The organism is Arthrobacter sp. TB 26, assembly GCF_000427315.1.
Classification (GTDB): domain Bacteria; phylum Actinomycetota; class Actinomycetes; order Actinomycetales; family Micrococcaceae; genus Arthrobacter.
Window position 1 is genome coordinate 13,132 of sequence record NZ_AUPJ01000504.1, and the last position, 20,280, is coordinate 33,411.

Below are 20,280 nucleotides of genomic sequence, written 5' to 3' on the forward strand. Positions count from 1 at the left end.
GAGCCGGCGGCCCAGCCAGTCGCAGGTCGTGGCGCGAAGAACAAAGTCCGCCAGTGGCGGGTCCAACTGGTCAAGGACCTCCTCGGCGATGTAATCGGCGAGAGGCAGGTGTGCGGATGCGATATTGGGGACCCGGACGGCCACGTTGCGGGCCTCAGCCAGTGAGCTGAGGCTCGCGTGGACGGCGACCGGCCATCCCGCAGTCAGCCTCCAGAGGGGTCCGGCATCGAAGTCCGCGTCTTGTCCCAGCGAACACGCAAGTTCGGCGACTTCCACCCGCGTGAAGGCAAGTTCGGCAGCGCCTAGCCTGCCAAGGCCTTCTCCGTACCTGAGCCTTTCCAGCTGGATGGGGGGATGTCCACGCCCGGAGAGGATCAGCCGCAAAGCCGGCGGGGCTGAGGCGGCGAGCACCCCGACAATTCCGCTGGCAAGTCCCGACCCGGCCAGATGGACGTCATCGATAACCAGCACAATCGGCTCAGTGAGTTGCTCAAGTGCTCCGAGCAAGAGGTCGTAGGACGTTGCCCGGTTGTAGGCGAGATTCTGGTCCAGAGCCAGCAGGGCGTTGTTACCAGGCAGCGGATGCTGGCTTGCGGCGCCCTGAATTGCCCCGACGACACCCTGAAAAAGCCGTTCGGGTTGAGTATCGAAGCGGTCCAGCGACAACCAGGCACACGGCAAATCGCAACTGCGCACCCAGTCGCCCAATACCGTGGATTTGCCGTAACCGGCCGGCGCTGACACGACGGTCACCCGGTGAGAATCAGCGGCCGCGGTCACACAGTCCTCCAGACGCGGGCGCTCTAATGCCCCCAGGCCTCGCAGTGGTGGCCGGATTCTAAATTGCGGACCAGGGACCCGCCCGGAGATTTTCGACTGTCCCACGTGATTATGTTAGATACGCGCTATTGAGTGCGACAGGGCCATTGGGTCCTTGTGTTCGCGCCCCCTGAAGCAGACATAACGCGCCCCCGACGACGGGTGCCACGGGCGCGTACGGAATGTCTTCGCGGGGGTAACATCAGTCATGGCCGCAAAGCAGGGTAACCGGAAAGATCCGGTCTTTGTTCGTCAGCTCGACAGGGCCGCCAGGCGCCACGTCGTTATTGTCGCAGCAATTCGACTCATTGCATTTCTGGCGATAATCCTCATCCTCTACTTCGCTATTCCAGTAGCCGGATTCAACGACGACAATCCTGCTGCGGCGTGGATCCGTCTGGCGGGGGTCCTGCTTGTATTTCTGAGCGCCCTGGCCCTCCAACTGCGCATGATCATCGCGGCAGAAGTACCCCAAGTACGCGCGGCCGAAGCTGTTGTGGAGACCGTCCTAATGTTTCTGTGCCTTTTTGCTTTGCTCTACACGTCGATGTCCACAACGGACCCTTCATCGTTTACCGAGCCATTGAGCAGGGTCGACGCACTGTATTTCACTACCGTCACGTTCGCCACCGTCGGGTTCGGAGACATCACGCCCGTGAGCCAGCTCGCGCGGGCAGTCGTGACGGTTCAGATGATCGCTGGCCTGGGTGCCCTTGTCATGGTCGCAAAGGTCGCCTTCTTTGCGGCGGGCCGGCGTCTACGGGGGTAGACCTCAGCAGGTGGAGTTCCATGCGCGCGAACAACAAATCACCCCGGGCGGGTGGGGTTGGGCGGGCGCCCCGCACGGACAATAAGGATTGTCACGACTGCCCGGGAAGCCAAACGTTGGAGGTGGTTCGCATGGTGCGATCCGATTGTCCCGCCTTTATCCAATTCCTGAAGGCGATGCCGACTCGTCAATCCTCTCCGGGCCCGCGAGTTGAGTCCGTGCGACGAGAAGATACAGAGGCGGCGGGTCCCCATGTCACTTCATGATGAGGCCAGAGTTGTCGGTAGCCCGGAGCAGGAAGAAATACTGCAGTTACGCGCGGAAGTTGCCAGGTTGCAGCTCGAACGCGATGACGCGAGAAAGTCCATCGCGACGCCGGCAGGACGGGGCGCTGGCCTGGTTCGCAGGATTGTTGCCGTTCTCCTGGTGGTACTGACTGCTGTCCTGGCCTGCGCGACCGTACCGGCCTTGTACCTGCGCAGTGAAGTACTCGATACCGATCGATATGTCGCCACGGTCGCGCCGTTGGCCTCGGACCCGGCAATCCAGGCGGAGGTCGCCAACAAGGTCACCACCCAGATCACCGAAGCAGTGGACATTGAAGGCATCACCCGGGATGCCATGACCGAGCTCGGAAAGGCCGCACCCCGTGTCGCCGGTGTGATTACCGGGCTGGCCCCCGCCATCGCTGAGCAGACCAGGACCCTGATCCATACCGCCGTTTCCAAATTCGTGGCGAGCCCCCAATTCCAGGACCTGTGGATCCAGGTCAACCGCGTGGCGCACCAGGGTCTCGTCAACGTTGCCACGGGAAACACGGGCGGCACTGTCAATATCGACGAGAGCGGAACTGTAACGATCTCGACGAAGGAAATAATTGCCCGGGTCAAGACTCTCCTTGTGGAGCAAGGTGTCGACATAGCGGCCAGAATTCCGGAGGTTAATGCGCAGATCACCCTGCTTCAGTCCCCCGAACTGGTCAGGGCCACAGAGGCAATCAGGACACTGGACCGGACCGCGCCGATACTGGCCTGGCTGACGGTGCTGAGCGCCCTGGGTGCCATTGCGGTGGCGCCGCGGGGCTGGAGGCGGCACACTACAAGCAATGTCGGGTTGGGCATTGCAGTGGCCATGGCTGTGCTCGCCCTCGGACTTGCCATCGGGCTGGACATCTTCCTCAGCACGATCCCGCCGGCGGCTGTGTCCCCCGCCGCGGCCCAGACGCTCGTGGATACCCTCTTGACGCCACTCCGGACCGGCGTGCGGTTTGTCTTCGTTGTGGCTTTGCTGATTGCCTTGGCCGCCTTCCTAAGCGGCCATTCGCGCCCTGCCGAGTTTGTCCGGCAAGGGTTTGCGCGGACCGGAGACTACCTGACCGGAAAGGTCGGCGCCGGGCAAGCGAAACCCTGGCAACGCTGGCTGGCCCGCTTCCGGCGGATCCTGGAGGCCGCCGTCGTCGGCCTTGCCGTGCTGGTACTTATCCTCTGGCAGTACCCAACGGCGGCCGTGGCCATCTGGACGGCAGTCGTTGCCGGCCTCGCAATCCTCCTGATCGAACTCCTGTGCCGGCCTGCCGTTGTCGAGGCGCATGCCGCCGAACCGGTACCGGGTGGTTCCCCGGAATCTTGATGGAATCTTGACCTGATCCCCGGGGCTGACGCGATCTGGCGCTAGGCAGCTGCAGGCGAAAACGGGAACAGGTCTTCTCCGCCGCCGTGCACAACGACGCACGTGGCATCCGGCACCTCCCGCCAGGCGCCGCGGAGATCCCCCAACGGCTCGGACAGAACCATCCGGGCGTTGTCCGAAAGCTTCTGGAGCATGGGGTTGTCCGGGTACTGGGCGCGAAGCGTGGCGACGTCAGTGTTGTGGAAGAGCGAGCGGGACCGACCTTCGCTGGAGTAGCGGAACGCCCACGTGGTGTCGCCGTCGGTCGTTGCCACGGTCATCTGAAGCGGAAACTCGATCCCGTGGCGGCGTCCGACGTCTTCAATAAGGCCAACCGCTGCAGCGACCGCCGCTTGCGGGTCCATTTCCAGGCCGAAGGTGAGGGCGAGGAAGAAGAACATTTCTGAATCCGTTGATCCCTCGATCTCGGGGAAGAGTTCGGGGTCGACGGCCATGGCCAAGTCCCGCTTCACTGTGAGGAAGTCGGTAATGAGCCCGTTGTGCATCCACAGCCAACGCCCGTGGCGGAACGGGTGGCAGTTCGTTTGTTGGACCGCGGAGCCGGTCGTGGCCCGGATGTGCGCGAACACGCGGCCGGCCGATGCCTGCGACGCGAGCTCGCGCAGGTTGCGGTCATGCCAGGCCGGCTCGGTACTGTGGAACACTCCCGGATACGGCGCGGTTCCGTACCAGCCGACGCCGAAACCGTCCCCATTGGTGGTTTCAACGCCCAGGCGTGCGTGTTTGCTCTGCATTACGAGCGAGTTGGCGGGTTTGTACAGGAGTTCATCCAATCGCACGGGCGAACCCGAATACGCGAGCCAACGGCACATGTCACTCTCCTCCTCAGTCCGGAATCCATCACGATTCCATCACCGGCTTGGTGGGCGCGCATCATCTCCTGCGGGTGACCCGCCGCGGCTGGAGGCGTTCCGGTTACTGGCTGAGCACGCGTTTCTTGAGCGCGGAGAATTCTTCGGCTGTCAGTGCGCCGTCATCCATCAAGGTCTTGGCCTGGGCGATTTGCTCCGCAGGGTCGGTTCCTGCCGCACGGCGGACATAATCTTCGAAATCCTCCCGGGCCACATCGCCCCGGGCAGCCTGGCGCAGGGCCATGGACTGCCCGTGGGCTATCAGATACGCCAGACCGCCAATGACGGGCAGAAAGAGCAGAACAACCACCCAGACAGCTTTGCTCCAGCCTTTCCGGGTCGAGTCAGCGAAAATGTCTTTGACGATCAGGAAAAGCACCACCAGGTACGAAACGTAGAGAACAAAGGAAATCATGAGCCAAAAGAAGTCCCAGAAATTCACGTGGTTTCCTCTCAGTCGAATTGCTGGATGTGTTGGCCTCCTGGCACCAACCGTGGGTCACACTCCCCGTTCGGCCGGCAGCCGCCCGGACTTGACCGCTTGTCCCAACGCCGCGTGATCGGCTTCGGTTTGGTCCGCATAGCCCCTGGCCCAGTCCGCCAGCGCGTCATCAAAGACCTCACTGCCGCCCAGATACCCGGGGATAAAAGCGCTGTCAGGGCTTTGGGAGTGGGCCCGCGCCAGTAGCCAGCCGCACAGAACTCCGTAGTCCGAAGTCTCCTGGGCATTCATTTCAGCCAGCGTGAACGAACCCTTCATGTCACGGAATTGTCGGATGTAGAAATCCCGATGCAGGCCGTCCTCCCCGGTCACGTCCTTTATCCAGCCCAGGAACGGGTCGGACTGCGCCTGCAGGATCCGCTGGGCACCGACCACGCGGAATCCCTGCCCGCGTGTGGTGAGGTTTTTCTCCACTGGCTCCGGCGCGTGCAGCACACGCCCGTGGGTCTCCAGGACAGACTTCCCTGCCTCTTTGGCCTGCAGAAACAGGGGCTCTCCCGCGGGACCTTCAAAAAGGAGCACCCAACTCCGGGTCCCCACGCTGCCGACCCCCACGATCCGCCGAGCGAAGTCCACCAGCCGGTACTGGCTCAGCAACAATGACGTATCCGGCCGGAGAGTGCTCCGGTACAGGGCGACAAGGTCCTCCATCAGTGCTGGATCTATCGCTGAATGACGGACTATCGGCGGCTGGTCAACGATCCTGGGTTCCCCTGACTCCGTGCTCGACGTCAGCTTGGCGAGGACCTGTTCAGACGTTCGCTGGCGGGCCTTTTTCTCTTCAGTCCTGATTCGTTTGTGTGCCACAGTCTGCTGCGTGGCAAGAAATTCCGCATCCACCTGAAAGTAGTAGCGTTCGGTCGCGGTATGGCGGTAGAGGGTCTTGAGCGCCTGGCGATAGCTGCGGACGCACGACTTTACTGCCGTCCGGCATTGTTCCTCGGTGTGGGAACTGTTCCGACCGTTCAGCCAGATGCTCGCGGCGAGGCGCTTTACGTCCCACTCCCATGGCGCCGGGTAGGCTTCATCAAAGTCGTTGAGGTCGAAGATCAGCCGCCGTTCAGGGCTTGCGAAAAGCCCGAAATTGGCGAGGTGCGCGTCGCCGCTCGCAATCAGGGTGTGACCCGTCACCGGCGAATCGGCCAAATCATGCGCCATGACGGCTGCGGCGCCGCGGTAGAAGGAAAACGGGGTTTCCAGCATCCGGCCCACACGCACCGGGATGAGATCCGGGACGCGGGTGGCATGTTGGCTTTCGAGGATTCCGACGGGGTCCCGCTCCGGCAACTGGAGGGCCGCGAATTCCCGGCGGGGCAGCGAGTTCCGCGCCTCCCGCCCGGCGGCTTGGGCACGGGCGATCGATTCCTTGTGCGCGGAGCCCGGCGGGGTTTTCACGGCCGGCCCGTGTGGGTGAAGGGCAGAGGCAAACCCGCCCGAGGTTGACAGACTGCCAGCGGCTTACGCCGTATTTTGGCTCGCATGCCCGCATCCTCCCACATTCTCTGCCCCTTCGGAACAGTCCTCCGGCCCGGACCGTGAGGGCTTGCTCCATGCCGAACGGAATGGGTCAAAAGGCATGTTTTGTGGGGCTGAAGGCAACTGCGGCGCCGCCCGATATCACCCCCGGCGGGTGATACGCAGGCCTTGCCCCGGGCTAACGATGGTTCTACCTGCCAGTGATTGGGCTGCCAGGCGAATGCCCATCCGAGAGGGGCCTCCGATGTCGAGACCACAGCCAGTACTCTCACGATTGCTCGCGCTCGGTGCGGCAATCGCGCTGCTCAGCGGCTGCAGCACCACCAGTCCCCCCGCGAGCACCTCCAGCCCGCAGGCGAGTTCATCCAGCCCGACGCCGACTGTCTCACCGGTGTGCCCTGCCGCGGACGCCTTTGCGGGTGCCCTGACAGGCTTCAAGGACACCCTCAAGCCAGGTGCCACGTTGGAACAGGTACGCGCGGCACGGGATCAGGTTGTGAAGACCTATGACGCTCTGGTCAAGGAGATTGGAAACGCGGCCAAAACGCGTGTGGACGCCGTCACGGCGGCTGAAGACAGGTTCGCCGCCGCAGTCAATGACGTGCCCGACGACGCCACCCTGACCGAAGCAGTCGACTCACTGCGAGACGAAGCCGCAAACGTCCAGGGCGCGCTCAGCGATCTCCTGACCGAGGTTAAGTGTTAGGTCCGGAGGAACCGCTGTTCGCCTCAATCCCGCCACGGCCGCGTGCACGGGCAACGCCGCATCAACTGAAAGCAGGGGATCCACATGAGTTTCTGGGAAAACTTTTGGGACATTTTCTGGTGGTTCTTCATCGTCTATGCAACCTTCGCATTCCTGTATGCGCTGTTCATCGTCATTGCCGACCTCTTTCGCGACCAACAGCTGAACGGCTGGTGGAAGGCCGTCTGGATCTTCTTCCTGGCGTTCCTGCCCTTCCTGACGCTGCTGGTGTACATGGTGGCCCGCGGCAAGGGCATGGCCGAGCGGTCAATGGAACGGGCCCGCCGGGACCAGTCGGAAGCGGACTCCTATATCCGCAGGGCGACCTCAGCGAGCCCGTCCGACGAGATTTCCAAGGCCAAGGCCCTTCTGGATTCTGGAACCATCAGCGCTGACGAGTTCGAAAGGATCAAGACCAGGATCACAGCCTGACACGTCCAATCTTTGTGAGAGTACCCGAGGAGGTCGTCCACGTGAACCAATACCCACTGATCGCCGATCACGGCCTCATCAGTGACCTGCAGACGGCTGCGCTGGTAGCCACGGACGGCACTCTTGATTGGTTCTGCAGTCCACGTTTTGACTCTCCGAGCATTTTCGCCTCGCTGCTGGACCGTTCCCGCGGCGGCCACTTCAGCACGCGGCCTCTCGACAAGGCTTTCGCAACGAAACAGCTGTATCTGCCCGACACGGCAATTCTCATCACTCGGTTCCTCACGGACGGCGGGGTCGGCGAGCTGATTGACTTCATGCCGACCACGGGCGAGTCCGCCAGCGAACAGCACCGCCTGGTTGTGCGGGGACAGATCTCGTTCGACGTCGAAGTGGCACCCCGGTACGACTACGGCCGGCGATCCCACCACCTCACTCTCAGCGGCGACGGCGCAATCTTTGATACCGGCGAAACCCGGCTGGCACTGAGCCTCATCCGCGGGGACGGGGACGACCAGCCGGGCCATCACGCCACCGACGCAGGTGATCTGCGTGCCACTGTGAATCCTAAACAAGGCCAAATGCGCGGCGTCGTCCTGGAAACCGGTCCTGATGTTTCGCCACGGATGATGCATCCCGCAGAGGCCCAGCTGCTGCTCGACGACACCACACGCTTTTGGCACGGTTGGCTGAGTCAATCCACCTATGCAGGGCGCTGGCTGGGCTTCGTCGACGAGGCCGCCGCCTTCAACCGGTGGCTCCGCGACCGGATCACGGAACGCCTCGAGAGCGACACCGGCCCGCTGAACATCATGTACCGCGTCGACGGCAGCCCCGAACTCACCGAGGAGATCTTGACCGGTTGGGAGGGCTATCGAGGCTCCTACCCTGTTCGGATCGGCAACGGTGCGGCCGGACAACTTCAACTGGATATCTACGGCGAAGCGCGGGATGCCGTGTACTCCCTCGACCGTTTCGGAGGCGAGATCGGGCAACCGGGGTGGCTTGCCATCTGCGAGCTGCTCGAGTGGGTCTCAGACAGCTGGAACCAGCCGGAAGAAGGAATCTGGGAAACCCGGGGCGGACGCAAGGACTTCACCTACGGACGACTGATGTGTTGGGTGGCGTTCGACCGCGCCATCCGGGTCGCAACCGCGCACGGGCGGCCGGCACCCCTTGCCCGGTGGATCGCCGAGCGCGACGCGATCTACAACCAAATCATGGACGAAGGCTGGAGCGCTGAACGCGAGGCATTCGTGCAGGAATACGGGGAAACAGTTCTCGATGCCTCGCTCTTGAAGATGCCACAAGTCGGATTCGTGGCCCCGGACGATCCTATGTGGCACTCGACCCTCCGCGCCATGGATTCGGAGCTGGTGTCCGACAGCCTGGTGTACCGCTACGACCCCAGCGCCTCCCCCGATGGCCTCCGCGGTTCCGAAGGCACGTTCTCGCTGTGCACGTTCCTCTACGTCGACGCCCTCGCACGGGCCAGCCGGGTGGACGAAGCCCGCCTCACGTTCGAGAAGATGCTGACCTACGCCAACCACCTCGGCTTGTATTCCGAAGAGATCGCGCCCACGGGTGAGCAGATTGGCAATTTTCCGCAAGCATTCACACACCTCGCACTCATCGACGCCGCCATCACCCTGAACGACCGCCTGGACGAAGCGGCGCGCAAAACCCGCAACCCTGACCAGGCGCGGAGTGTGCCACGCCGCCCCTACTGAGAAGGCCGACGGGACCCTAGACTATTTCCAAGGCCAATAAAGGAGGGCTCAATGGGGCCGGAACCAGCGGAATCGTATCCACGTCCTGGCCTCCCCCGCTCCGCCACTATCCTGCTCGCATTGGCCAGCGCGGCCGTCGTCGCTTTCGGCATTTCCGCGATGCGAGGAATTTTCACCCCCGTGTTCTTCGCCTTCGTGCTCACCCTCTGCGTTCATCCGCTGCGGCGATGGATGCAGGGCCGCGGCGTTCCCAGGGGAATCGCCACAGGAACCACCATCGCGGCAGTCTTCGGCCTACTGACGGCCTTCGCGGCGGTCCTGGTTGCCTCACTGGCACAGTTCTCCGCGCTGTTGCCGCAGTACGGTCCGCAACTGGCCCAACTGGGCGCCTCCCTCACCCAATCGCTGGAGTCTGTGGGTTTCGGCGCCGAGCAGACGCAGGCGGTTCTGGAGGGGCTTACGCCCGGCCGAATTGTCGGGTTCCTCGGAGGACTCCTGGGGAATGTCGCCAGCCTGGTGGGCGGCCTCGTCGTCATTCTGACGATGCTCATCCTCATGGCGGTGGATGGATCGAAGATCCCTGCCCTGCTGACGCACCTGCAGTTCCACCGACCGGCCCTGGTCTCCGCATTTAACGGCTTTGGCGGCGGCGTCCGCCGGTACATGATTGCAACCACTGTTCTCGGCATGGCCCAGGGTCTCTTCAACTGGCTCGTCCTGGTCATTCTGCAGGTCCCTGGCGCCCTGCTCTGGGGGTTACTTTCCTTCATTTGCAGCTTCATCCCCAACATCGGCTATTTCATCGCGATCGTCCCACCCCTGTTCTTCGGGTTCCTCACCGGCGGCTGGCCGACCGTCCTCGCTGTCATCGTCATCTACGGCGGGATCAACAGCATCATCCAATCCATCATCCAGCCCAAATATGTGGGCAACGCGGTGGCTCTCAGTGAGACGATTACCTTCCTCTCCGTGCTGTTCTGGGCCACCATCCTTGGCCCTGTCGGCGCCATCCTTGCCGTACCCCTGACCCTTCTGGTCCGCACCATCCTCCTCGACTCAGACCCGTCCATGGCCTGGTGGAGGCCCTTGACGGGAGACAAGAAGGACCTCAACGTAATCCTCAAGCAAGAAGACGACGCGATCCGCGCCCGCCGGGCCCGGCGGGGACCGGACAGCCCGGACCCCGGCAGCATGCCGAAGGCATGACGTGCCGTCGGGGTGCTGCCCAGGCCGGGTGACTGCCACGTGCTGAGCCTCGTCACCAACCTGGTGCTGTTCGCCCTCGCCGGGGCGATCAGCACCGTGCCCGTGAGCATCACCATGATGATCCTGCTCTCCCCCAACCCGCGCCGCGGAGCCCTGCCCTTCCTGGTCGGCAGCCTTGCCGGCTCGATCGTGGTTGTCGGTCTTTCGGCCGTCGGGATGCATTTGCTGCCGGTCCGGCCGGAACTTGATCAGGACGTACTCCTCACCTGGCTGGGCCTGCTGGTCGGCGCCTTCCTGATGGGGTATGCCGCATACCTGTTCGCGCACAAAAGCGAGACTGACAGCGTCTTGCTCGGCAAAATGAAGGCCAGGTTCCATTCGGCCCGCCCGTGGGAATTCGTGGTCCTGGGCCTGGGCCTGAATCTGCGCCCCAAAGCGATTCTGCTCGCTGTAACGGCCGGCGCGCTGATCAGTGTCCGGGAACCGCCCTTGCTGCAGGGAACTCTGTTCGTCCTCGCCTTCGCAGCCGTGACCCAGTCCGCCGTCGTCGTCCCGATCGCCATATGGTTGCATTCCCCGGAGCGGGCCGAAGGGCCGTTGACCGCCATCTACACGTGGCTGCAGCGCAACGGGCGCACGATTGCGGCGGTCGCAACACTGGCGATCGGGGTGTTCATCGTTGGCTACACCGTCGTCCAGCTCTGACGGCTGCACCAGTCAGTATCCCCCGGCCCATCCGCCGGATGCACGCTCAGACCAGTACGCTGCTCTTGATCTTTTCGAACTCGGCAGGACTGATGGTTCCGGCGTCCAGAAGAGCCTTGGCTTTGGAGATCTCTTCGGTTGGGCTCGCCGTAGCGACCTGGCGGATGTACGCGTCGGCCTCCTCCTGGTTTTGCCGGACCCGTTCCATGGCCCTTTCGGTCATGCCCTTTCCGCGGGCAATCAGGTACACCAGGACGCCCAGGAAGGGCAGGAACGCCAGGAAAACTATCCATACGGCCTTCAACCAGCCGTTCATCTGGTGGTCGCGAAAGATGTCGCCAATGACGACGAACAACGCATACAGGAACGCGAAGAATGCGTACACGCAAAGGAACCACCAGAAGATATCCCAAAAGTTCTCCCAGAAACTCATGTGGCTTCCCTACTTTCACTTGATGCGGCTGTGTAGGTAATTCTCTGCGCGGCGCCGCGGTGAATCCCTCATCCCCTGAGGGTGAAATCCCCTGCTAGTAAAGGCGTCTGCAACGCTCAACCCAGGATCGCGCCTTCCCCGGCACCAGAGGGCTTGGGATCCGGAAGCCGCATCATGCGGAAGGCCGTAAGCAGCCCGCCGACGCCGGCCAGTATCGGAACCAACAGCGCGATCTGGAGCGCCAGGGGCCGCGCGTCCGTGTTGATCCGGATAATCTCGTTCCGGACGTCCTCCGGTTGGCCTGCAAGGAGTTCCTGAAGCTGCGCATCGCTCATCACCTGGGCGTCCTGTTCCAAGCTCCGCGAGACCTGCTGCTGCTGGTCGGGCGCGAGAACCGTGCTGGTCGTTGCCATACCAATGAAGATGGACGAGAGCGATGCCAACATGATGCCGCCTGCAAATGCGAGCCCGAGCGACAACCCGAACGACCCCGAGGCCGAGTTCACGCTGGCGGCCTCACTGACCCGCTCGTCCGAAATGGGCGACAACGTGTAGTTGTTGAGCTGGGACACCAACAGCCCCAGGCCACACCCGGAGATAATCAACGGCACCAGGAGCCACCAACCGGAATCGGCGCGCGGCACGATCGGGACCAGCACCACCAGGCCCACGATCAAAAGCAGGAAACCCCACCGGATAAGGCTGGCCGGGCGACGCGACCCGGCCTTCTTTCCGGCGAGCATTGCAACCGCGAACATGGTCAGCGAGAGGGGCGCGATCGAGAACCCTGCCTGCATGGCGTTGTACCCGAGGACCATCTGGAGGTAGATGGGCAGCACGATCATAGTGCCGCCGAGTGCGACCTGCTGCAGCATTTGTCCCGTGGCACCGAACCGGAAGGCTTTCGACTGGAACAGGTCCGGGTCCAGCAGCGCGGCCTTGTCGTGGCGTTTGCGCCTGACGAGCCAGTAGATCAGACCGCCCAGTCCGACCGCACCCACGGCCAGGAGCGCCCCCACAGATTCGCCGCCCTCCTGCCAGACCAGAATGCCGAGCACGATTCCGCCCATGCCCACGATGGACAGGACCGAACCGACGATGTCCAACGATCGGGATCCCACGAACGGCACGTCGTGAACGAGCTTGATGCCGGAAAGCACGACGGCGATGATGAGGGCCTCGAGCAGGAAGGCGACCCGCCAGGACAGGAACGTGGTGATAAACCCGCCGAGCAGGGGCCCTACCGCCGCGGCGATCGCAGCCGAGGCTCCGACCAGGGCATAGACCCGTTTCTGCGCCTCTCCCCTAAAATTTCCGTGGATGAGGGACTGCATGGCCGGGAGCAGGAGCGAGGCACCCAGCCCGCCGATCACGGCCCAGAAGATGATGATCGGAAGCAGGCTTTGGGCCATCGTCATCGCCACTGCGCCGATGGCATAGCAGACAAGCCCGATTACATAGGCGCGCTTGCGCCCGATCAGATCGCCGATTTTCCCCCCGATCAGGATGAAAGCGGCGGAAACCAGCGCTTCAAGCGCAATCGCTGACTGGAGGCCGCTAACTGTCGAACCGATGTCTCTTACAACGGCCGAGATCGAGACGTTCATGATCGACGTATCGACTACCAGGACGAACATCGCCATCGCCAGCAGCAACGCCAGTCTGCCGTTGAAGGGCTCTGCCTGGGTGTTGCCACCTTTTGGCGAGGTCATCTGTGGTCGTCTCCCCCACTTGTCGGATGTGCTATACCAAAGCTAGCCACCCGGGTTGGCGCGCAAATCATTCCCGGTGGGTGAGCTTGCAGCCAGGCTGCCTAACCCTGCATATCGTCGGGCCCCTGCCCTGCGGCCCCCTGTTCCGCCTGCACGGCGCGGAAGATTTTGCCGTGGATCTTGTCCTCGCCGATGCGCTCGATCGCTCCGTCCCTTCCGAGGATCGCCCGTACCGTCGGCTTCTGCCGGGCGAGGCGCAGCGTGACGCCGGCGTCGTGGGCGAGGTCCGCGATGTCCGCCATCTTTGCCGCGCCTTGGGAATCGAGCACGGCGCTCGCAGCCACCGCCGCCAAACCTGAGCTGGGACCCATCGAGATTTGCCGGCAGGAGCCGAAGATCCCGTACACGATCGCACCGGCCGCCGCCGCATACAGTCCGTTCTGCAGCGGAATCCCCGCGATACCGGCGTACCCCAGATTCTTCGGAATGATCAGGGCCGCGACGGTGACTCCGGCGATGAGATCGCCCCTCAGCCAGGCGCGGTCATAGGAACGGAGTTGACCGGCGATGGACACGGCAGCCAGGTGGCCTCGCTGCGGTTTTTTCATACCCCGTCCTTCCCGTCGCTTCCACCGCTTCAGGGCTCGGTAGCTGTCCGTTCCAGTCCAGCTGAGCTTGCAGGACCGCCTCCGGAATCCGTGCGAGGGGACTGTGGACGTGCCTGCGGGGCCGGGTCGAGGTGGTCGGCGTCGACGGCGGCGAGGTTACGGATCAGGACGATCAGCCAGGCGAAGACCAGCGACGCGGAGGTGACCGCAGCCTGGTTCCTCAGGGCCAACACCGTTCACCTCGCTTCGCCTGGGAATACCCCCCACGCTACGGCTGCCTCGTCCGGGTGCCGTCACCCTGAAAGGATGAAACCCTGCAGCCCAAGGCGCCTGGCGGACGTCAAGCCCCTCCCCGATACGGCCCGCAGGGTGTTGAATGGTAGTAGAGGCGGCGCCCACGCAGAACGCGGCAAGGGGCCGGCCTCATGTGGCCTGCCGGAGCTGGGGATTCCGGTGCGAGACGGGGTCGGCGACGCTTGAGAGCCCTCTGAGACCGGGGTTCTCTCCCCCAGTCGTCGTCGGCCCCCTGGTTATGCAGGGTTTGGCGGCACCCCGGACACAGGCCCCGCATGGCCAGTCTCCGGAACGCCGCTTCCTGGTCGGAATGCCTAGTGCACTGTCGGCCAGGATCGCCGCGTAACCCTCCGGCAGACCGGCACCCACCAGCATCCCTGTGTACTGCTCCTCCGGCAGATCCTGGTAGTGCACCAGACGCTCAGGACTCTGGAAGGGGACGGCTTCCTCCTTCGCGATGCCCAGCCGATCATCCCGCCCAGAGTGGACTACAGCCTCTCCAGCCGCGGTCGCGAACTGGCCGCCGTGCTGCTCCCGCTGGTCGGCTGGATCGCCGAACACGCCAGTGAAATCGTCAACGCTCCGGTTACCCCAGCCTCCGCCGAAGCCGTGAACGGCAGGCCGGCGTCGTGACTGTTCTCGATGCTGCCGCCCGGGTTGCCGGCCGTCCCGGGGCCCACCGGTTCGCCAACTTCATCGTCTGGAACGGGCCCTGCCGGCGCGAGTCCGCGGCCCAGTCCGTCCGGCTCCTCCTGTCCCGGGCGCTCGGCAGGTAGCGCTCCCCTGACATTGGGCAGTGTTCCCCGGCCGTTCAGGAGTGTTGGGTGGGTGCCAGCGACGAGCGGTGGAAGTCAGTCTGCCACACGCCGGTGTCGCGTCCCTCGCCGTCGGTAACGACGTATTGGGGCCAGCGGTCGAAGGCGGAGCAGGGGTGCGAGATCCCAAAGTCGACCACATCCGTGACGTCCAGTCCCGTCGCTCCGGTCAGGACGGCGTGATGGTCGAAAAGGTTCCGCACATGGGCGATTGCACCGTGTTTTGGGACGCCGTCCGCCGTGCGGGCCGACAGGACAACGGGCAGTCCGGCGTCGTAAGGAAGGTCCCGTTTCCCGGCCCCGACGACGGCGATGCCCTCCTCGGGAACGGACAGCACGACAGCCCGGACCGAAAGCGCCGGAACCAGCCCCGGAACCGGGCTGACGCTGGCGTACGTGCCGTGATCGTGGGTGACGTAGCAGCCTGACCGGAGGATCCTCCTGGTTCCAGGCACCTGCCTGCCATCGGGAAGGTGAGCCGCGACGCGGTCCGGGAACGCGGATCCGCCCATGGAGTAGATCGGGTCGGCAGTCTCAAAGTACTCGGCTGCAGCAAGATACACGTCCCGCACCAGCCTGCAGTGCCGGTCGACGGCGTTGATGGTGGACTCCGCCCTGCTGTTGGGGACAACGCCTTCGTACCCCGCAACACCGACAAGCCGGAGGCCGGGCATGCCGTGGACCAACTTGGCCAGGCGAAGGGCATTGGGGAGGTTCCGGATTCCCGTGCGTCCGCCCGGGGTGCCGACGTCGATCAGCACCTCCAGGGTGGCGGCCGCTCCGGAGAAGGCCCGGGCGGCCGNNNCCCCGACACCGGCGGCGGAATCCACGAAGCAGCGGATTTCCCGGCCGGAATCCTCCTCCAGCCAGGTGCGGAGGCGCAGCAGGCCGCGCTGGTCGACGATCTCATTGGCAACGAGAATGTGCTGATGCCCCCAGTTCAGAACCGACGCGGCCTGGTCCACGGTGGCGACGGTGACGCCGACGGCGCCGGAAGCCACCTGCCGCTCGATGATCGGTGCGGACATGGTCGTTTTGACATGGGGGGCAAGCTCCACGCCCAGGTCCTGACACCAGGCGGCCATCACACGGACGTTGTTGTCGAGGGCGTCGACATTGAGCCGCAGCTGCGGATACGCCGGGGCGGTGGCAGCTCTGGCAGGGATATCTTCGGCGGTTCCGCTCTGGCGCTGGGTCGGGCTGCTCACAGTGCTCCTTTTCAATCCTGGGACTTCCCCGCCCGCAGGTGGCGTCAGCGGGGGTCGATGTGGGCAATGCGTTGATTGTGTCATGCAGCGTCCCGGCTCCCACCGGCTCCGCAGGTAACCCGCGCCATTCCCGGCCGGGAGGATAATGGCCTCGAGAGCCACCGCCCAGCACGGACGAGAGGGGGTCCGGATGCACACGTCTCCGCGCATCACGGTGGAGGTGCCAGTACTCAGCGTTGGATCTGGTCCCCCGGACTACGAGGAACTGGGCAGCTGCGTCGATGCACTGAGAAGGCCGCAGGGGCTCCACCTGACCCTGCTGCATATCGGTGTGCTGGAGGACTTCGCCCAGGACATTGCGGCCTGGACCAAGGGCATCACGGCCGCCGGGGAAGCCGCAGGTATTGCGGCTGCCTGGCTGGAGGGGCTTCCCACCCTGGGCGCCTTTTCCGCACGGGCTGAGCGGTTGGTCCTGCTGGGCGGCGGGCGCGTGAGCGGCCTGGAAGTGGACGTGCCCCGCCACGTGCAGGAGTATCAGGTCTCCCTCGTGAAGGCTTTGCACGAGCTGCTGGACGAGCTGCTGGTGGACAACGTCGATGACTTCATCCTCAGCTCACCGGCCCTCGGATTCAGGTATCCCCGGTGGACACCCCACGTTGCTGTGGGCCGCCCAAGGACGAGGGACCGCGGGCCCTGGGCGATCAAACCCCTGGCAATCGAATTCGGCGCATCACGGATCAGGAACCGCCAGCACCTCCCCGCCCCCGGTGTCGGCCAGGCATTGCGGACCACGGCATCCGGACCCGGAGGCCTGGAGGGCACATGACAGTCACGAGCGCAGGCCTCCTGCTGTACCGCCGCGGCCCCGGATCGGAGGTGGAGGTGTGGATAGCCCATATGGGCGGACCGTTCTGGGCGCGCAAGGACGCCCGGGCCTGGTCAATTCCCAAAGGTGAATACCTCCCGGACGAAGACCCGCTGGCCGCCGCGCAACGCGAGTTCGCCGAAGAAATGGGACACCCTGCACCGGCCGCCGGCTACATCCCCCTGGGGACTTTCCGGCAGCCTTCGGGCAAAATCATCACGGTGTTCACTGCCGAGTCCGACTTTGCGCCCGCACGGATCGTGAGCAACACCTTCCCCTTGGAATGGCCCAAGGGATCCGGCATAGTCCGGAGCTACCCGGAGATCGATGCCGCCCAATGGACACCGGTGACCCAAGCCCGCATCAAGCTGGTGGGTGGCCAGCTGCCGATCCTCGACGCGCTCATCCAGCATCTGGCGGGCCCGGGCACCTGACCGGCGGCTCCCGGCAACCTTTTCCGCACCCGACTCCCATTGATGGTCCGGCCCCAGAGTGCCATTCTTGGGGAATCCGAATCTTTCCCGCAGCGAACGAAGGGAAATACTATGCCGCTCTATCTTTCGAAGTTCAGCTACACCCCTGAGACCTGGGCCAGGATGATCAGCAATCCGGAAGACCGCGGGAAAGCCGCCCAGGCCTACATCGAATCGGTCGGAGGAAAGCTCCACGGCTTCTGGTACGCGTTCGGCACCCACGACGGTTACAACCTGTGGGAGGCCCCTGACAACGTCTCCATGGCCGCGGTGGCGCTGGCAATCACCGGAGGCGGTGCACTGAGTTCGTTGGAAACGACCGTACTGTTGACAGTCGACGAAACGCTGGAGGCCCTGCGGATGGCCGGAGAGGTGAAGTACCGGGCCCCCGGCGTCAGATAGGACCAACCACAGAGAGCCCTTCGATGAATGCCATCGAGCCGATCGGGCGGCGTGAACCGACTCCCCGCCAACGCGCCGAGAGCCTCAAGGAGCGCGTCTACATCAGCTTCACCAGCCTGGCTGTGGTGCTGGCCCTAAGGAGCCACGCAGACGAGACAACGCCAGGCGCCGCGGCGGCAACCCTCAGCATCGTGGTGGTCGGTTCACTGCTGGGAATCTTCGTCGCCGATCTGCTGAGCCACCTGACGGTCCACGCAAAACTTCCCAGCGGTCACGAACTCAATCACATGATCGCCGTCAGCACCGAGGCCCTCAGCGTCCTGGTGACACCGCTCCTGCTCCTCGCAGCAGCCGGCCTTGGACTCTGGTCGACGGCTGTGGCACTTCAATGGGCAGTGGTGGTTCTCGTTGTGACCCTCCTCGTCATCGGCTACCTCGCAATCCGGCGGCTCGAACTGCCGGTCCACCTCAAAGCCGTGATTGTGCTCGCTGAAGTGGTGTTGAGCATGGTGGTGATCGGGCTCGAGTTGCTGGCCCACAATCTCTGAATACTCCCGCCTGAACCACCGCCCCTATCGCACGCCCGCGTTCAGCGCCCGGGAGCGGCCGGGATCAAGTGGGGCCTTCGATCGTTGGGTTAGGTAGCGGCCTGACACCCACACCCACCAAAGGAGACTGCTTGCTGATCGTGCTCACCGGAATTGACGGGTCGGGGAAAACGACGGCGGCCCAAGCCCTTGTCGATGCCGCCCGCCAGGCCGGGAAAAGCGCCCTGTTTCTCCCCAACTATGCGGGTCGCCGGAGGATGTCGCTGATGAGTGCCACGCTGGGAGTCCGTATGCCCACACGGCTTGCGGATTTCCTTGAGACGGCAGTCCGCACAGTCAACGTCCTTAATTCACACCGCCGCGCCCGGCGTTTTCAGGGCTTGGCCGTCATGGATCGGCACCTTCACTGTCAGCTCGCACTGCGCAAGATGCACGGACTTCCCCGGGGACGTTTGCTGCCCTTCCTGATCAGAACACTCCCCCAACCTGACCTGGTCGTCTACCTGGACGTTGACCCCCACGAGGCCCATGCAAGGGTCGCCGCCCGGGGCACCGACTCCGAGCGCCTCGAGGATCTGGAATGCCTGCGAGGCGCCTATCAATCACTCCCCGAATTCCCCAGGTTCACCAGCATCACTGCGGGCGGTCCGCCCTCGGAGGTGCTCTCCCGGCTGCAGGCCGCCCTCGCGGCCAGCGGAAGGCGGGCCGTTGAGTTCGCCCCGGGGAATCCTGCCGACACCCATTCGCACAGCATTTTCACAGGGAAGCGCTATTGAAGAGACAGCGGGAACAACAAGAATGGACGTAACTGATAGTGGTATTCACGGATTCAATGGTGACCGCGACCTACCGGCCGTCAGTGGCGAGCGTCCTGATTATTCGACCTGAAACCGACTAATGACGGGTTTCCCAGCATGTTGACTCTGCGCAAGCACGTACTTCCGTCAGTCCTCGCTGCGTTGCTGCTGTCTGCGACGGCCTGTACGTCAGAGTCCGCGGCCGGGTCCCCCATCGGCTTTCCGTCCGACGGCGTGACCAGTGGCCCAACGAGTAAATCCACGGGCCCCATCGGCCCAACCAGTAAGTCCACGGTCCCCAGCACTGCGGCTCCCCGGCTGGAGCCCGTAGCCGGGGTGGATGCGCGCGCGGTGCTGGAGGCGTTCAAGGGCCGGGGAATGACGGGCCATCTGGAAGCGCTGCAGCGCATTGCTGATGACAACGGCGGCAACCGCGCGTCCGGGACGTCCGGGTATGAGGAATCCGCCCGCTACGTCGAGGAGCAGCTGCGCGCTGCCGGGTACAACCCCGTCCGGCAGACCTTCACCTTCCGCGGCGAGGGCAGGAACCGGAAGCAGGTGGAGAGCTTCAACATCCTGGCCGACAGCGGCGGCAGTGCCGAGAACACCGTGGTGGTGGGCGGGCATTTGGACTCCGTGCCCGAGGGCCCGGGCATCAACGACAACGGCTCCGGGGTCGCGGCCATCATTGAGATCGCGAAGTGGATGAAGGAGACCGGAATCACCCCGGTGAACCGGGTCCGGTTTGCGTTCTGGGGCGGCGAGGAGGACGGCCTCTACGGTTCCCAGCACTATGTCGATGAGCTCAGCAAGGCCGAGAAGGCCCAGACCGTTGCCAACCTGAACGTGGACATGATGGCCTCCCCGAACGGGGTGCGGTCCATCCACGACGGCGACGGCTCGGATTTCGGTCACGCCGGGCCAAATGGTTCGAAACAGATCGAAAAGGTCTTCTTCCGCTTCTTCCAGGACAACTCGCTGCCGGCGGAAACCACGCCCTTTGACGGCGGCTCCGACTACGACGCGTTCCTGCAGGCCGGCATTCCCGGCGGCGGGCTGTTCAGCGGCGATGTGGAAAAGAAGACCAAGGCCCAGGTGCAGTCCTACGGCGGAGTGGCCGGCAAGAAGCTGGACTCCTGTTACCACGAGGCCTGCGACACCCTCAGCAATACCGACGCGGACCTGCTCAAGGAAATGTCCG

23 protein-coding genes are annotated in these 20,280 nt (G+C 64.0%); 15 read left to right on the forward strand and 8 right to left on the reverse strand.

The annotated features are described in order from the left end of the window. Positions 1 to 1,027 precede the first annotated feature (1,027 nt). On the forward strand, positions 1,028 to 1,588 hold the full coding sequence (locus K789_RS0119885; protein ID WP_024368283.1) for a potassium channel family protein: 561 nt from the start codon (positions 1,028 to 1,030) through the stop codon (positions 1,586 to 1,588). A gap of 252 nt (positions 1,589 to 1,840) precedes the next feature. Beyond that, positions 1,841 to 3,217 carry a hypothetical protein gene (locus tag K789_RS0119890; RefSeq protein WP_024368284.1) on the forward strand — a complete coding sequence of 459 codons (1,377 nt, stop codon included), beginning with the start codon at positions 1,841 to 1,843 and terminating at the stop codon, positions 3,215 to 3,217. Positions 3,218 to 3,258: 41 nt separating this feature from the next. Here the strand turns inward: K789_RS0119890 and K789_RS0119895 are convergent, their stop codons facing one another. From K789_RS0119895 to K789_RS0119905, 3 genes are all read right to left on the reverse strand, one after another. Next, positions 3,259 to 4,089, reverse strand: a complete 831-nt coding sequence (locus tag K789_RS0119895; RefSeq protein WP_024368285.1) for a class II glutamine amidotransferase — start codon at positions 4,087 to 4,089, stop codon at positions 3,259 to 3,261. 103 nt (positions 4,090 to 4,192) lie between these two features. Continuing rightward, complete coding sequence (locus tag K789_RS0119900; protein WP_024368286.1) at positions 4,193 to 4,570, reverse strand: PLDc N-terminal domain-containing protein; 378 nt, start codon at positions 4,568 to 4,570, stop codon at positions 4,193 to 4,195. A gap of 57 nt (positions 4,571 to 4,627) precedes the next feature. Then, positions 4,628 to 6,025: a DUF2252 domain-containing protein gene (locus K789_RS0119905; RefSeq protein WP_024368287.1), complete on the reverse strand. Its 1,398-nt coding sequence runs from the start codon at positions 6,023 to 6,025 to the stop codon at positions 4,628 to 4,630. A gap of 325 nt (positions 6,026 to 6,350) precedes the next feature. On the opposite strand from K789_RS0119905, the gene K789_RS0119910 reads away from it, so the two are divergent. The 5 genes from K789_RS0119910 to K789_RS0119930 all read left to right on the forward strand — a co-directional run bounded on the left by K789_RS0119910 (position 6,351) and on the right by K789_RS0119930 (position 10,924). Continuing rightward, positions 6,351 to 6,812: a hypothetical protein gene (locus K789_RS0119910; protein WP_084507723.1), complete on the forward strand. Its 462-nt coding sequence runs from the start codon at positions 6,351 to 6,353 to the stop codon at positions 6,810 to 6,812. Positions 6,813 to 6,896: 84 nt separating this feature from the next. Next, on the forward strand, positions 6,897 to 7,283 hold the full coding sequence (locus tag K789_RS0119915) for an SHOCT domain-containing protein (protein ID WP_024368289.1): 387 nt from the start codon (positions 6,897 to 6,899) through the stop codon (positions 7,281 to 7,283). A gap of 41 nt (positions 7,284 to 7,324) precedes the next feature. Continuing rightward, positions 7,325 to 9,013, forward strand: a complete 1,689-nt coding sequence (locus tag K789_RS0119920) for a glycoside hydrolase family 15 protein (protein ID WP_024368290.1) — start codon at positions 7,325 to 7,327, stop codon at positions 9,011 to 9,013. A 51-nt stretch (positions 9,014 to 9,064) separates the two neighbouring features. Then, a complete protein-coding gene (locus K789_RS0119925; protein ID WP_024368291.1) occupies positions 9,065 to 10,219 on the forward strand; it encodes an AI-2E family transporter in 1,155 nt (384 codons plus the stop codon). A gap of 39 nt (positions 10,220 to 10,258) precedes the next feature. After that, a complete protein-coding gene (locus K789_RS0119930; RefSeq protein ID WP_024368292.1) occupies positions 10,259 to 10,924 on the forward strand; it encodes a GAP family protein in 666 nt (221 codons plus the stop codon). Between the two features lie 46 nt (positions 10,925 to 10,970). Here K789_RS0119930 and K789_RS0119935 read toward each other — a convergent pair whose 3' ends face one another. The 4 genes from K789_RS0119935 to K789_RS0119950 form a co-directional block, all read right to left on the reverse strand. Beyond that, positions 10,971 to 11,357 carry an SHOCT domain-containing protein gene (locus tag K789_RS0119935; RefSeq protein WP_024368293.1) on the reverse strand — a complete coding sequence of 129 codons (387 nt, stop codon included), beginning with the start codon at positions 11,355 to 11,357 and terminating at the stop codon, positions 10,971 to 10,973. Positions 11,358 to 11,473: 116 nt separating this feature from the next. Continuing rightward, positions 11,474 to 13,069, reverse strand: coding sequence for an MFS transporter (locus K789_RS0119940; RefSeq protein WP_024368294.1), 1,596 nt, complete (start codon positions 13,067 to 13,069; stop codon positions 11,474 to 11,476). 101 nt (positions 13,070 to 13,170) lie between these two features. Beyond that, the gene (locus tag K789_RS26320) at positions 13,171 to 13,677 is read right to left on the reverse strand and encodes a SulP family inorganic anion transporter (protein WP_024368295.1); all 507 of its coding nucleotides are present in this window, start codon (positions 13,675 to 13,677) and stop codon (positions 13,171 to 13,173) included. Between the two features lie 29 nt (positions 13,678 to 13,706). Beyond that, positions 13,707 to 13,910 carry a hypothetical protein gene (locus tag K789_RS0119950; protein WP_024368296.1) on the reverse strand — a complete coding sequence of 68 codons (204 nt, stop codon included), beginning with the start codon at positions 13,908 to 13,910 and terminating at the stop codon, positions 13,707 to 13,709. 469 nt (positions 13,911 to 14,379) lie between these two features. On the opposite strand from K789_RS0119950, the gene K789_RS0119960 reads away from it, so the two are divergent. Further along, the gene (locus K789_RS0119960) at positions 14,380 to 14,604 is read left to right on the forward strand and encodes a winged helix-turn-helix transcriptional regulator (RefSeq protein WP_024368298.1); all 225 of its coding nucleotides are present in this window, start codon (positions 14,380 to 14,382) and stop codon (positions 14,602 to 14,604) included. Further along, positions 14,601 to 14,747, forward strand: coding sequence for a hypothetical protein (locus K789_RS25505; RefSeq protein WP_157835700.1), 147 nt, complete (start codon positions 14,601 to 14,603; stop codon positions 14,745 to 14,747). Before K789_RS0119960 ends, K789_RS25505 begins: the two co-directional genes overlap by 4 nt. A 35-nt stretch (positions 14,748 to 14,782) precedes the next feature. On the opposite strand, the gene K789_RS0119970 is transcribed toward K789_RS25505, so the two are convergent. Continuing rightward, complete coding sequence (locus K789_RS0119970) at positions 14,783 to 15,994, reverse strand: alanine racemase (RefSeq protein ID WP_024368299.1); 1,212 nt, start codon at positions 15,992 to 15,994, stop codon at positions 14,783 to 14,785. A 190-nt stretch (positions 15,995 to 16,184) separates the two neighbouring features. On the opposite strand from K789_RS0119970, the gene K789_RS0119975 reads away from it, so the two are divergent. The 6 genes from K789_RS0119975 to K789_RS0120000 form a co-directional block, all read left to right on the forward strand. Then, positions 16,185 to 16,820 (forward strand): hypothetical protein, encoded by a 636-nt coding sequence (locus K789_RS0119975; RefSeq protein WP_024368300.1) that lies wholly within the window; start codon positions 16,185 to 16,187, stop codon positions 16,818 to 16,820. Further along, positions 16,817 to 17,293, forward strand: a complete 477-nt coding sequence (locus K789_RS0119980; RefSeq protein ID WP_024368301.1) for an NUDIX domain-containing protein — start codon at positions 16,817 to 16,819, stop codon at positions 17,291 to 17,293. The genes K789_RS0119975 and K789_RS0119980 overlap by 4 nt, the downstream gene beginning before the upstream one ends. Positions 17,294 to 17,404: 111 nt before the next feature. Beyond that, entirely contained in the window at positions 17,405 to 17,734 is a 330-nt protein-coding gene (locus tag K789_RS0119985) for a GYD domain-containing protein (protein ID WP_024368302.1), read from the forward strand. A gap of 23 nt (positions 17,735 to 17,757) precedes the next feature. Further along, complete coding sequence (locus K789_RS0119990; RefSeq protein WP_024368303.1) at positions 17,758 to 18,282, forward strand: hypothetical protein; 525 nt, start codon at positions 17,758 to 17,760, stop codon at positions 18,280 to 18,282. 131 nt (positions 18,283 to 18,413) lie between these two features. Then, on the forward strand, positions 18,414 to 19,058 hold the full coding sequence (locus tag K789_RS0119995; protein WP_024368304.1) for an AAA family ATPase: 645 nt from the start codon (positions 18,414 to 18,416) through the stop codon (positions 19,056 to 19,058). A 399-nt stretch (positions 19,059 to 19,457) separates the two neighbouring features. Next, positions 19,458 to 20,280: M20/M25/M40 family metallo-hydrolase (locus tag K789_RS0120000; protein WP_237739652.1), on the forward strand; the 823-nt coding region annotated here is incomplete at its 3' end.

Coding starts and splice junctions, on each gene's coding strand:
- K789_RS0119885 (WP_024368283.1), top strand. CDS start 1,028: ATGGCCGCAAAGCAGGGTAACCGGAAAGATCCGGTCTTTGTTCGTCAG.
- K789_RS0119890 (WP_024368284.1), top strand. CDS start 1,841: ATGTCACTTCATGATGAGGCCAGAGTTGTCGGTAGCCCGGAGCAGGAA.
- K789_RS0119895 (WP_024368285.1), bottom strand. CDS start 4,089: ATGTGCCGTTGGCTCGCGTATTCGGGTTCGCCCGTGCGATTGGATGAA.
- K789_RS0119910 (WP_084507723.1), top strand. CDS start 6,351: ATGTCGAGACCACAGCCAGTACTCTCACGATTGCTCGCGCTCGGTGCG.
- K789_RS0119915 (WP_024368289.1), top strand. CDS start 6,897: ATGAGTTTCTGGGAAAACTTTTGGGACATTTTCTGGTGGTTCTTCATC.
- K789_RS0119925 (WP_024368291.1), top strand. CDS start 9,065: ATGGGGCCGGAACCAGCGGAATCGTATCCACGTCCTGGCCTCCCCCGC.
- K789_RS0119935 (WP_024368293.1), bottom strand. CDS start 11,357: ATGAGTTTCTGGGAGAACTTTTGGGATATCTTCTGGTGGTTCCTTTGC.
- K789_RS0119940 (WP_024368294.1), bottom strand. CDS start 13,069: ATGACCTCGCCAAAAGGTGGCAACACCCAGGCAGAGCCCTTCAACGGC.
- K789_RS26320 (WP_024368295.1), bottom strand. CDS start 13,677: ATGAAAAAACCGCAGCGAGGCCACCTGGCTGCCGTGTCCATCGCCGGT.
- K789_RS0119975 (WP_024368300.1), top strand. CDS start 16,185: ATGCACACGTCTCCGCGCATCACGGTGGAGGTGCCAGTACTCAGCGTT.
- K789_RS0119980 (WP_024368301.1), top strand. CDS start 16,817: ATGACAGTCACGAGCGCAGGCCTCCTGCTGTACCGCCGCGGCCCCGGA.
- K789_RS0119985 (WP_024368302.1), top strand. CDS start 17,405: ATGCCGCTCTATCTTTCGAAGTTCAGCTACACCCCTGAGACCTGGGCC.
- K789_RS0119990 (WP_024368303.1), top strand. CDS start 17,758: ATGAATGCCATCGAGCCGATCGGGCGGCGTGAACCGACTCCCCGCCAA.